Origin of the sequence: uncultured Bradyrhizobium sp., from assembly GCF_947648125.1 — a bacterium.
Taxonomy (GTDB): Bacteria; Pseudomonadota; Alphaproteobacteria; order Rhizobiales; family Xanthobacteraceae; genus Bradyrhizobium.
Map to the genome: position 1 here is coordinate 13246 of NZ_CANSMR010000035.1, position 13613 is coordinate 26858.

Here is a 13613-nt window from a genome sequence, read left to right on the forward strand (position 1 = left end):
AATCGAATCCGCTACCACTACGTTGCGCCATCCGCTTCAGTCATTTCAGCGAGCGTCCTTCAATGCCGAGCCGCAAGATCATTATCCTGTCCGACGGCACCGGCAATGCCGCTTCCAGCGTCTGGCGCACCAATGTCTGGCGGGTATTCCAGTCGCTGGATCTGCAGGGCAACACGCAGGCCGCCAAGTATGATGACGGCGTCGGCACGTCGTCCTTCGTTCCGCTAGCGTTGCTCGGCGGCGCCTTCGGCTACGGCCTCAAGCGCAATATCCTGGATGCCTACAAGTTCATCTGCCGCAACTACGACCACCAGAACGATTCGCAAATCTACCTGTTCGGGTTCAGCCGCGGCGCATTCACCGTGCGCACGCTCGCCGCGCTCATCCTCGATCAGGGTCTGATCGTCGCTGGCACCGAAGCCGAACTGCACGACGGCGCTGTGAAAGCCTATCGCGCGTACCGGGCCGCGGGCTACCACTCGATCTGGCGCATCGAGGTGCTGTTCCGGGCGCTGCGCGACTACATCCTCGTGCCGGTGCTGGAGCGCCTTCAGCGCAACAAGCCTTATGCGGAGATCGCACGGAAGCCGGTGCCAGCGATCGAGTTCATCGGCATCTGGGACACCGTCGCGGCCTATGGCCTGCCGATCGACGAGATGACACGCGGCATCTCGAACTGGGTGTGGCCGCTCGAGCTGCCGAACCGGATTCTCAGCCCGAAGGTCAAGTGGGCGCGGCACGCGCTGGCGCTCGACGACGAGCGCACGACCTTTCATCCGGTGCTCTGGACGGAGCAAGAGCCGGGACAGCCCGCACCGGCTGTGCCGGCAACGATCGATGGCGAGCGCCTCGTCCAGGTGTGGTTCGTCGGCATGCATGCCAATGTCGGCGGCGGCTATCCGGACGATGCCGTCGCGTTCGTGCCGCTGGCCTGGCTGGTCGACGAAGCCGTCAAGCGCGGGCTCGCGTTCAAGAGCGCGCCGATCGCCGATCCCGATGCGATCAAGGCGATCAAATCCTCCGAGGACAAGGATGGCCGCCTCTACGATTCGCGGGCCGGCCTCGGCGCCTATTACCGGTACGGTCCCCGCAAGGTCGCCGACCTCTGCAACGATCCCTATGCCGGTGTCAGCGTGCCGATGCCGAAGATCCACGAAAGTGTGTTCGAGCGGATCGACAGCGGCGCCAATGCCTATGCCCCGATCGGACTTCCCGCGAACTATGTGGTCGTCTCCCGCAGCGGCCGGGTCACACCGCTGGGCTCCACTACGTTTGAAACGCCTGTCGGCGCGCCGGCACGTTATGCCGCGCAGGAGAAGCTGTGGAATTTCGTCTGGATGCGGCGGATCGCCTACTTCGCCACGCTGGCGGCGTCACTGCATCTGGCGACGTTCTGGCTGTTCCACAACCAGCACAAGGAGCACGAATTCAGCTCCCACGTCAGGATGATCTCGGAGCTGGTGCGCTTCATCGAATCGTTCCTGCCCGCTTCGCTTCATTGGTGGACCGACTGGTACGCCGGCAACCCGGAATGGTTCGCCGGCGGCATCATTGCCGTCGTCGTGCTGATGGCGGTGGGCAATTCGCTCAGCGCAACGATCAGCGACAGGATGCGGATTATCTGGCGCACCCGCACGAACCCGACGCCACTCTCCGGGATCGTGCACAACACGATCTATCGATTCCGCACCAGCGCGATCTATCAGTGGATCCTCAATGCCGGGAAGCGGCATGTCGTGCCGTTCGTGCTCACGGCCTTGCTGGTCTGGTTCAGCGCGACTTTGCTCAGCCATTTCCTGTTCAATGCTGCGGATTCGACGGGCGCCTTCTGCAATGGGAGCGCGGCAGACAAGCTCGTCGCCGTCGACAAGGGCATCCCGCAGGATGCGGCCGATTTCGACACCAGCGAGATCTGTGCGCCGACCGGCCTCAAGGTCCGCACCGGTTTCAAGTATGAGATTGCGATCACGATGTCGGAGCCGTGGGAGGACGCCGGACGCGCGGTCACGCCGATCGGATACCGGACCTCGACAATCGAGGGCGCAAAACGCTGGCGTGGATACGCCACGATCTTCCTGCGGCGTATCCTGTTCCGGCCATGGTTCAGGCTGATCGCACGGGTCGGAGAAACCGGCGTCGATGAGTATTTCCTCGATCCGCTGCCGGCGCCGAACACCGACCCGCAAGTCTACAAGGCGAGATTCACCGCCGATCGCAGCGGCGAGATCTTTCTCTACGTCAACCAGGCCGTCATCGGCCTGCCCTGGATCTACAAATGGTTCTACGGTGATCACAAGGGCAAGGCGAAGGTCACGGTGAAGTTGCTGTGACGCGACGCAGCCCGCGCCAGGCCATTGCGACTGGACGATCAGTATAGAGCGCGGGGCAGCATTGCTGCCCCGCGTTTCCTTAGCCTCAACCTATGCCGCGCGGCCGACCGAGGCGTCGAGATGCTTCAGCTTCGGCAAGACCTCCTGCTTCAGCAGCCGCAGCGAATTGTGCCAGGCCTCGGGCTTGTGCTTGTAGTCGAAGCCGAACACCAGCAGCACGCCGAAGCCGCCGACCTCCTGATAGATCTTCTCGATCTTCTCGGTGACGGTCGCGGGCGAGCCGACGATCCAGTTATTGCGGGCGCAATACTCGACCGTGACGTCGCTATCGGGCACGTCGGGCGACGCCTTCAGATAATCCTTGAAACCAAAGTGGCCGAGCAACGGCAGGAAGTACTCGCCCATCATCCGGCCCATCATGTCGCCGGTCGACAGCCTCCACGCCTCCTCATCGGTATCAGCCACGAACACCTCGCGCACCATCCGCCAGTCCTTGCGGCTCGGCTTGCGGCCGGTCTTGGCGGCGCCGGCTTCCACCGAGTCCCAGTGGCTGCCGACATAGGCCGGGTTGAGGTTGAGGCTCATCGGGATGAAGCCGCGCTCGCCGGCGAGCTTGAGTGTGTCGGAATTCTTCGACAGGCCGGCGACGCCGATCGGCGGATGCGGTGCTTGCTTTGGCTTGATGTGGGGTTTGAGGAAATCGAACATCGTGTCCGGCTTGGTCACCGTCCAGAACTTGCCCTTGTGGGTCCACGGAGCCGGCTCGGTCCACATCTTCAGAATGATCTCGAGCGCCTCGCGGGTCATGTCGCGGTTCTGGCCGGACATGCCGTCGACATTGAACATCGCCCAGTCGCTCGGCAGGCCTGAGGCCGCGACGCCGAAGTTGAGCCGCCCGTTCGAGAGGTGATCGAGCATCGCAACGCGGTTCGCGAGTTCGGCCGGATGATGATACGGCAAGAGGAAGCCGCCAGGCCCGATACGGATGTTCTTGGTCTGCAGCAGCGCTTGCGCGATCAACAGATCCGGCGACGGATGCGGCTCCCACGGCGCGGTGTGGTGCTCGCCGATCCAGGCTTCCTGATAGCCGAGTTCGTCCAGCCACCGCAGCACCTGAAGGTCCCAATCGTGGCCCTCTTTCAGTCCGCACTCCGGCGGATGCGACGGCATCGCGAAGTATCCGAGTTCCATGGGTTTCCTCTCTTTGTTCGATGCGTATCTTCCGCACGCGCTCCGGAGCGTACCTGCCCCGGCTACGGCAGAACAATGGCTTTGTCGCAGCCCCTCATCGCAGGTCTTACCGCGTCCCGAACGTGGTCTTGCCGAACAGCGCCTTCTGCGTCGAGGGCTGCGAGCGCCAGTATTGCGGCGGAGCGCTCACCTCACCGCCAAGCTCGGCGGCGGCGTGCCAGCCCCAGCGCGGGTCGTAGAGCATGCCGCGGGCGAGCGCGATCATGTCGGCCTTGCCTGAGGTAACGATCTCCTCCGCCTGCTTCGCTTCCGTGATCAGGCCGACCGCCATCGTGGTGACGCCGGTTGCCTCCTTCACCGCCTGCGCCGCCGGCACCTGGTAGCCCGGCCCGAGTGGAATCTTCTGCAGCGGCGACACGCCGCCGGAGGAGACGTCCATCCAGTCGACGCCACGCTTGTTCAGCTCCTTGGCGAATTCGATGGTCTGCGCAAGATCCCAGGCCCCCTCGACCCAGTCGGTCGCCGACACCCGCATGCCGATCGGCTTGTGATCCGGGAATACGGCGCGCACCGCGTCGAACACTTCCAGCGGGAAGCGCATGCGGTTTTCGAGCGAGCCGCCATAGCTGTCGGTCCGCTTGTTGGCGATCGGCGACAGGAACTGGTGCAGCAGATAACCGTGCGCGCCGTGCAGCTCGAGCGCGTCGATGCCGAGCCGGTCGGCACGCTTGGCGGCCGCGACAAAGGCCTCGCGGATGCGCTTCAGGCCGGCATCATCGAGCGCCACCGGCGCGGCCTCGCTCTCCTTATGCGGGACAGCCGACGGTCCAACCGTCTGCCAGCCGCCTTCGGCGATCGGGATCAGCTGCCCGCCCTCCCATGGACGCTGGCTGGAAGCCTTGCGGCCGGCATGGGCAAGCTGCATCGCGACCGCCGCCTTCGAATGCTTGCGCACCGAGGCCAGGATCGGCTTCAGCGCCGCCTCGTTGGCATCGCTGTAGAGGCCGAGGCAGCCCGGCGTGATCCGCCCGATATCCTCGACATGGGTGGCCTCGATGCAGAACATCGCGGCGCCCGATAGCGCCAGCATGTTGATATGGGTGAAGTGCCAATCATTGGCGGAGCCGTCGTCGGCCGAGTACTGGCACATCGGCGAGACCATGATCCGGTTGGAGAGCTTGAGGCTGCGCAGTTCGATCGGGGAAAACAGGGTGCTCATGCGAGGGATATCCGGGATCGGGGAAAGGGCCACCACAAGATAGAGGCGGCCGCCGTGATCACCAACTGTCGCGGTCGCCGAACGGGCCGGGGCAGATCAGCAATGCGATAGCGCCGTCCCTTGGGCGCCGCCCTTTACTCGACCAGCGTGAACTGCAGCAGCAAATTGCGCTGGATCAGGGAGAAATTGTCGTCGGAAACCATTGTCAGCACGGTCTCGCCCTCATCAGTGACATGGGCGTCGATGCCTTCCATGTTGTCGATCTCGTTGCCGAGATCGGCATTGAAGATCGCCGGACCATCGACGACGGCGCCGGGCGCGATGTCGGACAAAGCGAGGCGGCGGATGCGAATGCCGGCGCCGCCGAGCCAGGAGAATTTCCGCTCCAGGATCAACAGATCGCCCGACGGCAGCAGGACCGCGTCACTGATGTCGTAATTCTCGGTGCGGCGGACGCTGAACTGGCCCGGCGTCTTGCCGCCGACCAGGAAGGCGATCAGGTTGCCGCCGGCATCGAGCCCGCGTTCGGAGAGCGCGATCAACGTGCCTTCGAGCGGCAGCCCCTTCGGCACGAAGACGAGCGCCTCGAGCCCCTTGTTGATGGGTAGCTTGCGCGCCGCCGCTGGCAGCGGCACCACCTCGCCGCGCGCGCGGGTGAAGCCCTTGGCGAAATCGTAACGCAGCACCTGGTTGACCCGCTCGAGCCCGACATAGGCAATGGAGCCGTCGAGCGCGAGCGATTCCGAATCGTACCAGCCGCGGGTGGCGGTGATCGGTTTGCCGCGGGCGTCGAGCAGCGGCGCCGCCTCGACATCGTCGAGCCCGGCCATCTCCCGGCCGCGATAGACGATACGGCCGGTGAACCAGGTGCCCTGGTCGCTGACCGCAATGAAGCGTTCGCCCTTGGGATCGAGCCGCAGCGCGGAGAGGCCGCCGAACCCGGCGAATGACGAGGTCAGGATCAGGCCGCTGCGATATTCCAGCGCGCCGAACCGCACCCGCGCACGATCGCGGATATCGAACGACGGCAGCGGCCGTGCGTTGACCTCGACCGCGGCGGGTTCATCGACGCGGTGACGGCCCGGCCTGCCGGGCGGTCCCGGCGTCAGCGCCGGCTGGCTCGCGCCCTGCGCCTGCGCGAGGCGCGGCAGCGCTGCGGCCGACAGCCCCGCCGCCACATCTCTCAGGAAATGGCGACGGCTAGAGCCTTTTCCGTTCCGATTGAATCGGAACGGGGCTCTAGATTCTTGTTTTGACGCGTTTTCTTTACGCGAACCGGTATCCACTTCGCTCGAAAACGCTCTAGGCGGTGAGCGCATGTCTCACGAGTGGAGACGGCGCCGCGTGCCCGGTGCCGGCGCCGAGCCGTGGGTCTCGCTGAACAGTTCGGCGAGCTTCTCGGTGATGGCGCCGCCAAGCTCCTCGGCATCCACGATGGTGACGGCGCGGCGATAGTAGCGCGTCACGTCATGACCGATGCCGATCGCGATCAGCTCGACCGGCGAGCGAGTCTCGATCTCCTCGATGATGTGGCGAAGGTGCCGCTCGAGATAGTTGCCGGGATTGACCGACAGCGTGGAGTCGTCGACCGGCGCGCCGTCGGAGATCATCATCAGGATGCGGCGCTGCTCGGGACGCGCGAGCAGACGCTTGTGCGCCCAGTCGAGCGCCTCGCCGTCGATGTTCTCCTTGAGCAGGCCCTCGCGCATCATCAGGCCGAGATTTTTGCGCGCACGACGCCACGGTGCGTCGGCCGACTTGTAGATGATGTGCCTGAGATCGTTGAGGCGGCCGGGATTGGCCGGCTTGCCGGCGGCAAGCCACGCCTCGCGCGACTGCCCGCCCTTCCAGGCGCGGGTGGTGAAGCCCAGGATCTCGACCTTGACGCCGCAACGCTCCAGCGTGCGCGCCAGGATGTCGGCGCAGGTGGCGGCGACCGTGATCGGACGGCCGCGCATCGAGCCGGAGTTATCCAGCAGCAGCGTCACCACGGTGTCGCGGAAGGTCGCCTCCTTCTCATGCATGAAAGACAGCGGATGATAGGGATCGGTGACGACGCGCGACAGCCGCGCCGGATCGAGGATGCCCTCCTCGAGGTCGAAGTCCCAGGCGCGGTTCTGCTGCGCCATCAGGCGGCGCTGCAAGCGGTTGGCGAGCCGCGCCACGATGCCCTGCAAATGCGCGAGCTGCTTGTCGAGATAGGAACGCAACCGCTCGAGCTCGTCGTGGTCGCAGAGGTCTTCCGCGGCGATCACCTCGTCGAACTTCGGCGCGAACGCATGATACTCGGGGCCGCGCGGCTCGTTCTGGCCGCGGGAATTCGGCCGTGTCGCCTCGCCCGGCGTCTCGTCGTCGCCGAGTTCGCCGTCGTCGAACGTGTCCGACGTGGAGGCCTGCGCGCTCTCCATCGCGCTTTCGCTCATCTCTTCCGCTGACGTCTGGGCCTGGTCGGCGCTCATCTCCTGCGCGGCATCTGAATCGGGCGAGCCCTCGGCACCGGACTGATCGTTCTCGCCGTCCTGGTTCTCGTCCTGGTCATCATCGTCGTCGGAATCCATGTTGCGGTCGTCGCCGAGATCGAGCGCCGACAGCAGATCATGGACGAGGTCGCCGAACCTGGCCTGGTCCTCGGTGAAACGGCTGAGCTGGTCGAGCCGCGAGCCGATCTTGTCCTCCAGCGTCGGACGCCAGAGATCGACCATCTTCTTGGCAGCCGCGGGCGGCGCCATGCCGGTCAGGCGTTCGCGCACCAGCATCGCCAGCGCATCCGACAGCGGCGCATCGGCGCGGTCGGTGATCTCGTCATACTTGCCGCGGTGGAAATGATCGTCGAGCATCGCGGTGAGATTCCTCGCAACGCCGGCCATCCGCCGCGAGCCGATCGCCTCGACGCGCGCCTGCTCGACCGCCTCGAACACGCCGCGCGCTTGCGGATTGCCCGGCATCAGCTTGCGATGCACCTTGGGATCGTGACAGGCGATCTTGAGTGCGATCGAATCGGCGTGGCCGCGCACGATCGCCGCATCGCGCTTGGTCATCTTGCGCGCCGGCTCCGGCAGCCGCGCCTTGCCGGGCGCAAGGCCCGGCCGCTCTGCGGCGAAGGAGACCTCGAGCTCCGGCTTCTTGGCGATCGCCTTCAGGCACGCCGACACCGAGCGCTTGAACGGCTCGGTCGGCGCTTCCTTCGAACCCGGACGGAATTTGATATTGGAGGTTGTCATAGCGATTTCGTAAACCAGTGGCGCGTGACGCCGCCGGGATACCCCTCAATCGAACCGAACTCTTTATATCCATTGGCGCGGTAGAAGCCCGGCGCCTGGAAGCTCATCGTATCCAGATAGGATTGCGTGGCTCCGAAGCGCCGCGCCTCGTCTTCGATCGCCTTGATCAGCTTCGCGCCAAAGCCCTTGTTGCGAAACTTCTGCTCCATCCAGAACAGCTGGATGAACAACACCGCGGTCCAGACCTCGCCGACGATGCCGCCGACGATCTCGTCGCCTTGCCGCAGCGAGATGGCGAAGCGCTTGTACTTCTGCTTCCCCATCTTCTCGTTGTTGTAGCGGAGCAATCCGCCGAGCACCGCCTTTTTCGTCTGTGTGACTGTGCGCTCGACGGAGATTTTCGGCATGGACTAGCTGAGCGCCACGTTGACCGAGGATTCCGGCAACTCGACGTTAAAGCAGCGCTGGTAGAACTCGGCGACCAGCGGCCGCTCCAGCTCGTCACACTTGTTGAGGAAGGTGACGCGGAACGCGAAGCCGATGTCGTTGAAGATGTCGGCGTTCTCGGCCCAGGTGATCACCGTGCGCGGGCTCATCACCGTCGACAGGTCGCCATTGGCGAACGCGTTGCGCGTGAGATCCGCCAGCCGCACCATCTTGTTGACGATGTCGCGGCCCTCCTGGGTGCGATAGTGCTTCGCCTTCGCCAGCACGATCTCGACTTCCTCGTCATGGGCGAGGTAGTTCAGCGTGGTGACGATCGACCAGCGGTCCATCTGGCCCTGGTTGATCTGCTGGGTGCCGTGATAGAGGCCCGACGTGTCGCCAAGGCCGACCGTGTTCGCGGTCGAGAACAGGCGGAACGCCGGATGCGGCTTGATCACCTTGTTCTGGTCGAGCAGCGTCAGGCGGCCGGAGACTTCCAGCACGCGCTGAATCACGAACATCACGTCCGGACGGCCGGCATCGTATTCGTCAAACACCAGCGCGATGTTGTGCTGCAGCGCCCAGGGCAGGATGCCGTCGCGGAATTCGGTGACCTGCTTGCCTTCCTTGACCACGATGGCGTCCTTGCCGACGAGATCGATACGGCTGATATGGCTGTCGAGGTTGACGCGCACGCAGGGCCAGTTGAGACGGGCCGCAACCTGCTCGATGTGCGTCGACTTGCCGGTGCCGTGATAGCCGGTGACCATCACACGGCGGTTCTTGGCAAAACCGGCGAGGATCGCGAGCGTGGTGGCGCGATCGAAGCGATAGTCGCTGTCGACTTCTGGCACATGCGGGTCGACTTCGGAATAGGCGGGAACTTCCAGATCGCTATCGATCCCGAAGACCTGCCGAACCGAAACCTTCATGTCGGGCAACCCGACGGGTTCTTGCGCTTTGGTCTGGACGGCCGTCGTCATTCATCCTCCGAGGTCCCGGGCATTCCCGAAACCAGATTTAGGTCATTTGGCTGCGGATGGGGTGCTACGCACGAGCCTAGCAGAGAGCATCGGTCGGCAGAAGCCCACGGGCAAATCAAAGTTCCGTTGTTGTATCATAAAGATAGGCGCGAAACTCGGTTTTTGGAAGGCTGCTCTGCAAATCCTGCCGTACTTTCGCCGCAGCGCCACGGCGGCTTCTCCGCAGGGCACTTTTCAGCCCGGCGGGGAGTTGTTAGCTCTCGGACCTGTTTCATCGCCACCCAGGAATTCAGTGACTTCATTCCTTGACCCTTTGATCGCGTTCGTTTCGGCCCATGCCTGGCTCGCCTATTTGACGCTGTTTCTGGCTGCTCTGCTGGAAGCCGTCCCGGTGGTCGGCTCGCTGGTGCCGGGCTCGACCATCATCCTGGCGCTGAGCGCGCTGGTCCCGGGCGGCGAATTGAAGCTCGTGCCGGTGCTCGCCGCCGCGGCCGCTGGCGCGATGCTCGGCGACGGCACGGCCTATCTGATCGGCCACCGCAGCCAGCGCGAGATCCTGTCGGCCTGGCCGCTCTCCAACTACCCGCGCGTGGTCGCGCAGAGCGAGGCCTTCTTCAACCGCTGGGGCGTGCTCGCGGTGTTCTTCGCCCGCTTCGTGCCGCCGATTCGCGCCTTCGTGCCGATCACCGCCGGCGCGCTCGACATGCCGCCGGCGCGCTTCTACGCGGTCAACATCCCCGCAATCCTGCTCTGGGCGCCCGCCCATGTGCTGCCGGGCGTGCTCGCCGTTACCGCGCTGCACGACTACGCCGGCCTGCCGCATCATCAGCATGTCGGCAAGCATCTGTGGATGTTCGCGGTCGCGGGCGGCGCCGTCATCCTGGCGCTGGCGATCTGGACCATTCGCCGCCGGCATGGCGGCGGCCTGATCGAACCGGCCGAGCCGGCAAAATAGTTAGATACTGCTGGTGGTGCCGGCGCGCCCGGGTGCCGGGCCGACATAGCGGGCGCGAGGCCTGATCAGCTTGCCGAGCTGAAGCTGCTCGCTGGCATGCGCGATCCAGCCGACGCTGCGGGCCATCGCAAACAGCGCGAGCTCGCTCCCCGCCGGCATCCGCAGCGCATGCACCAGCACCGCCAGCGCGTAATCGATATTGACGAATTCGCCGGTTGCTTCCGCGATCCGCTCCGGCACTTCCCTGGTGAATTTGCGCGGTGCACCGGCCCGCGTCAGGGCATCGAGCAGCGAAATCGCGCGCGGGTCGCCCTTCTTGTAGACGCCGTGACCGAAGCCGGCGAAGCGCTCGCCGAGCGCGACCCGCTCGCGGACCACAGGCGCAACGTCGTTGTCGATCATGGTCTTGACCAGACGCGAGGCGAGCACGCCGGCACCGCCATGCATCGGCCCTTTCAGCGCGACGAGCCCCGCAATCACGGTGTCGTACAAATTGAGGCCGGTCGATGCCGCGCAGCGCGCGGTGAAGGTCGAGGCATTCAATTCGTGATCGGCGAGCAGCACCAGCGCGCGGCGAATCAGGTCGGGCGCGTGCTTGTTGTCCGGCGTCCAGACCCGCGCCACCTGCTCATGCAGCGGCTCGGTCGATGGTGCCGCATTCAGCATGGTCGCAACCAACAGCCGCAAGATGCGCCCGCCGACCATCGCGCGGCCATCGGGCGCGCGGGTGAAGGCGCCGGGATCGGCACTCGCCGCCAGCGCCAGCACGGCGACGGTACGGTCGATCGGCTGGGCGCGCCGCGCGGCCTCGGCGATCGCGCGCATTTCATCCGAGACATGCGGGCAATTGTCCGGCGCGAACGGATCGACGCCGGTGACGTCCCACAGCAGTGTCGCGGTGTGCTCCAGCGTGTCGCGCTGGGCGAGATCGACGCAGTTCACGCCGCGATAGATCGGGCCCTGCTCGGTGATGGTGGCGATCGCCGAATCCATCACCGGCAGGTCGGCATCGAAATTGCGAAACCCGCGCGGCTCCGGCGACGGCACGCGGCGCTCCTTCAAACCCCGGATGTCCTCGGCGCGGTAGCGGTGGCTGCGCGAATCCGGCGACGGCTCGGAGCGGATCAGGCCGCGGCTGACATAGGCGTAGAGGGTTGCCGGCGAGATCGCGAGCTCGGCGGCGGCTTCGCGAGCGGAGAGGTAAAGCTCGGCGGATTTTTTCATATTGATTTATATAATCAAGATTGATCAACTCGTCGAGAGGCCCGACCTTCAAGGCGTGAAGCAAGGAGATCGGGCCATGAACATGATTCTCACCAAGAGCCAGATCGGTCTGGACGGCGTTCCCGCCGCCGAGACCGTGTTGAGCCATGTCGACGGCGAGCGCGGCGAGTTGATCATCGCCGGCGAGCACGTCGCCAACCTCGCCGGCAAGTCGAGCTTCGAGGGCGTCACGGCGCGGCTGTGGAACGGCGCCACCGGCAAGTCGCTGAGCGAGGCCAATGTCCGCGCCAGCCTTGGCGCCGCCCGCGAACGCGCCTTTGCCCGCCTGCCGGACCTGCTGCCGGCGACGCGCGGCATGTCGATCGTCGACGGCTTCCGCGCCGCGATCGCCGGCCTCTGCGGCGAGAACGGGCTCGAGCACGAGGCGACCATTGTCGGCGCTTTCCCGGTGATTGCGGGCGCCCTGGTCCAGCACGCCAAGGGACATGCCCCGATCGCGCCGGACCCGAATGCCAGCCACGCCGCCGACACGCTGCGGATGCTGCGGGGCGGCAAGACCGAGCCGCGTGAGGTCGCCGCGCTCGACGCCTATCTCGTCACGGTCTGCGACCACGGTATGAATGCGTCGACCTTCACCACGCGGGTGATCGCCTCGACCCAGGCCGACCTGTTCGCGGCGATCACCGGCGGCTATTGCGCGCTGACCGGTCCGCTGCATGGCGGCGCGCCGGAGCCGGTGCTCGAGATGCTGGATGCGATCGGCACGCGCGAGCGCATCCAGCCCTGGGTCGACGGCGCGCTTGCACACGGCGAACGGCTGATGGGGTTCGGCCATCGGGTCTATCGCGTGCGCGATCCGCGCGCCGACGTGCTGAAAGTCGCGATCGAGCGCCTCGAGGCCAGTGGTGCCGACCTGCCGTTCGCCGGCGAGGTCGAGGCCTATATCCGGCAAGCTTTGCGCAAGAAGAATCCGGAGCGGCCGCTGGAGACCAATGTCGAATTCTTCACCGCGATCCTGCTCGATGGGCTGGCAATTCCGCGACAGGCATTCACGCCGATCTTTGCGGTGGCCCGCGCCGCCGGCTGGACCGCGCACGCGCTGGAGCAGCGCCGCACCGGCCGGTTGATCCGGCCGAGCTCGTCCTATGTCGGCGCTGTGCCGAAGGGCTGAGAGCTAGCCGGCGAAATCGACAGCGGAGCCACAAACTCCGCTGTCGTCCCTGCGAAAGCAGGGACCCATACGCCGCGGCCCATCATTGGGGCGACCTGGCAAACATCTCGCGTGAACAATTACTGCCGGTGGTTATGGGCCCCTGCTTTCGCAGGGGCGACGGAGGCTAGCAGGGGCGACGGAGGCAAGGGTTCAGGCCTCGCGCACCACGGTCTTCAGATAATTGTACGCCTTGATGATCTCGATCAGGCGATCCTCGGTAGAGCGGTCGCCGCCATTGGCGTCGGGGTGGTGCTGCTTCACCAGCGCCTTGTACTTCGACTTGACGTCTTCGAGCGTCGCCCCGGCGCCGAGCCCCATCACCAGCAGCGCCTTGCGCTCGGCGTTCATGACCTTGCGGGTCTCGGGCTTTGGCTCCGCGCCGCCCGGCCCGGGCCGCCAGCGGCCGCGGCCGTTGAGCTCGGAGAACACGTGGAACGGATCGGCGGCGGCGTCGAGACCGCTCTCCTTCTTGCCGTTGTTGGCACCCATCTTCCAGGTCGGACGGTGGCCGGTCAGCGCGTCCTTCTGGTAGCGCGCGACGTCGTCCGGATTCATGCCCTGGAAGAAATTGTAGGACTGGTTGTATTCGCGGACGTGATCGAGACAGAAGTGCCAATACTCGCGCGAATTCTCGCGGCCCTTCGGGGCGCGGTGCGCACCCTTGTTCTGGCAACCCGCCCACTCGCAGGCAACAGCCTGCTCACCGGCCTGCGCCTGGCGCTTCGCACTCACCTTGGTCGGCTTGATGCGAATGGAGTCGAAGAATTTTGATGAATCGATCGGCATGTTCTCTTTGACTACGCAATGCACAAATCTTCAAGTCTTGACATTGCGCAGACCTCGTTTCCCGC

11 protein-coding genes are annotated in these 13613 nt (G+C 65.2%); 3 read left to right on the forward strand and 8 right to left on the reverse strand.

Annotation, left to right across the window (positions count from 1 at the left end):
- Positions 1-62: 62 nt before the first annotated feature.
- Positions 63-2330 carry a DUF2235 domain-containing protein gene (locus Q0030_RS35515; RefSeq protein ID WP_298378178.1) on the forward strand — a complete coding sequence of 756 codons (2268 nt, stop codon included), beginning with the start codon at positions 63-65 and terminating at the stop codon, positions 2328-2330.
- 90 nt (positions 2331-2420) lie between these two features.
- On the opposite strand, the gene Q0030_RS35520 is transcribed toward Q0030_RS35515, so the two are convergent.
- The 6 genes from Q0030_RS35520 to cobS all read right to left on the reverse strand — a co-directional run bounded on the left by Q0030_RS35520 (position 2421) and on the right by cobS (position 9370).
- A complete protein-coding gene (locus tag Q0030_RS35520; protein ID WP_298378180.1) occupies positions 2421-3521 on the reverse strand; it encodes an LLM class flavin-dependent oxidoreductase in 1101 nt (366 codons plus the stop codon).
- 106 nt (positions 3522-3627) lie between these two features.
- On the reverse strand, positions 3628-4740 hold the full coding sequence (locus Q0030_RS35525) for an NADH:flavin oxidoreductase/NADH oxidase (protein ID WP_298378182.1): 1113 nt from the start codon (positions 4738-4740) through the stop codon (positions 3628-3630).
- 134 nt (positions 4741-4874) lie between these two features.
- The gene (locus Q0030_RS35530; RefSeq protein ID WP_298378185.1) at positions 4875-5918 is read right to left on the reverse strand and encodes an esterase-like activity of phytase family protein; all 1044 of its coding nucleotides are present in this window, start codon (positions 5916-5918) and stop codon (positions 4875-4877) included.
- Between the two features lie 144 nt (positions 5919-6062).
- Entirely contained in the window at positions 6063-7961 is a 1899-nt protein-coding gene (gene cobT / locus Q0030_RS35535) for a cobaltochelatase subunit CobT (protein WP_298378188.1), read from the reverse strand.
- Complete coding sequence (locus tag Q0030_RS35540) at positions 7958-8368, reverse strand: GNAT family N-acetyltransferase (protein WP_095731654.1); 411 nt, start codon at positions 8366-8368, stop codon at positions 7958-7960. Before Q0030_RS35540 ends, cobT begins: the two co-directional genes overlap by 4 nt.
- A gap of 3 nt (positions 8369-8371) precedes the next feature.
- On the reverse strand, positions 8372-9370 hold the full coding sequence (gene cobS, locus Q0030_RS35545) for a cobaltochelatase subunit CobS (RefSeq protein WP_050405952.1): 999 nt from the start codon (positions 9368-9370) through the stop codon (positions 8372-8374).
- A gap of 292 nt (positions 9371-9662) precedes the next feature.
- Between cobS and Q0030_RS35550 the strand changes: the two genes are divergently transcribed.
- Positions 9663-10325: a DedA family protein gene (locus tag Q0030_RS35550; RefSeq protein WP_298378196.1), complete on the forward strand. Its 663-nt coding sequence runs from the start codon at positions 9663-9665 to the stop codon at positions 10323-10325.
- Here Q0030_RS35550 and Q0030_RS35555 read toward each other — a convergent pair whose 3' ends face one another.
- The gene (locus tag Q0030_RS35555) at positions 10326-11549 is read right to left on the reverse strand and encodes a citrate synthase family protein (RefSeq protein ID WP_298378199.1); all 1224 of its coding nucleotides are present in this window, start codon (positions 11547-11549) and stop codon (positions 10326-10328) included.
- A 76-nt stretch (positions 11550-11625) separates the two neighbouring features.
- On the opposite strand from Q0030_RS35555, the gene Q0030_RS35560 reads away from it, so the two are divergent.
- Positions 11626-12720, forward strand: a complete 1095-nt coding sequence (locus tag Q0030_RS35560) for a citrate synthase/methylcitrate synthase (RefSeq protein WP_298378204.1) — start codon at positions 11626-11628, stop codon at positions 12718-12720.
- A gap of 192 nt (positions 12721-12912) precedes the next feature.
- Here the strand turns inward: Q0030_RS35560 and Q0030_RS35565 are convergent, their stop codons facing one another.
- The gene (locus tag Q0030_RS35565) at positions 12913-13548 is read right to left on the reverse strand and encodes a DnaJ domain-containing protein (RefSeq protein ID WP_223972137.1); all 636 of its coding nucleotides are present in this window, start codon (positions 13546-13548) and stop codon (positions 12913-12915) included.
- Positions 13549-13613: the final 65 nt, after the last annotated feature.

Bases quoted from the DNA above. Each gene is read 5' to 3' on its own strand.
- Q0030_RS35540 (WP_095731654.1), bottom strand. From the start codon at position 8,368: ATGCCGAAAATCTCCGTCGAGCGCACAGTCACACAGACGAAAAAGGCG.
- Q0030_RS35560 (WP_298378204.1), top strand. From the start codon at position 11,626: ATGAACATGATTCTCACCAAGAGCCAGATCGGTCTGGACGGCGTTCCC.
- cobS (WP_050405952.1), bottom strand. From the start codon at position 9,370: ATGACGACGGCCGTCCAGACCAAAGCGCAAGAACCCGTCGGGTTGCCC.
- Q0030_RS35520 (WP_298378180.1), bottom strand. From the start codon at position 3,521: ATGGAACTCGGATACTTCGCGATGCCGTCGCATCCGCCGGAGTGCGGA.
- cobT (WP_298378188.1), bottom strand. From the start codon at position 7,961: ATGACAACCTCCAATATCAAATTCCGTCCGGGTTCGAAGGAAGCGCCG.
- Q0030_RS35515 (WP_298378178.1), top strand. From the start codon at position 63: ATGCCGAGCCGCAAGATCATTATCCTGTCCGACGGCACCGGCAATGCC.
- Q0030_RS35555 (WP_298378199.1), bottom strand. From the start codon at position 11,549: ATGAAAAAATCCGCCGAGCTTTACCTCTCCGCTCGCGAAGCCGCCGCC.
- Q0030_RS35525 (WP_298378182.1), bottom strand. From the start codon at position 4,740: ATGAGCACCCTGTTTTCCCCGATCGAACTGCGCAGCCTCAAGCTCTCC.
- Q0030_RS35565 (WP_223972137.1), bottom strand. From the start codon at position 13,548: ATGCCGATCGATTCATCAAAATTCTTCGACTCCATTCGCATCAAGCCG.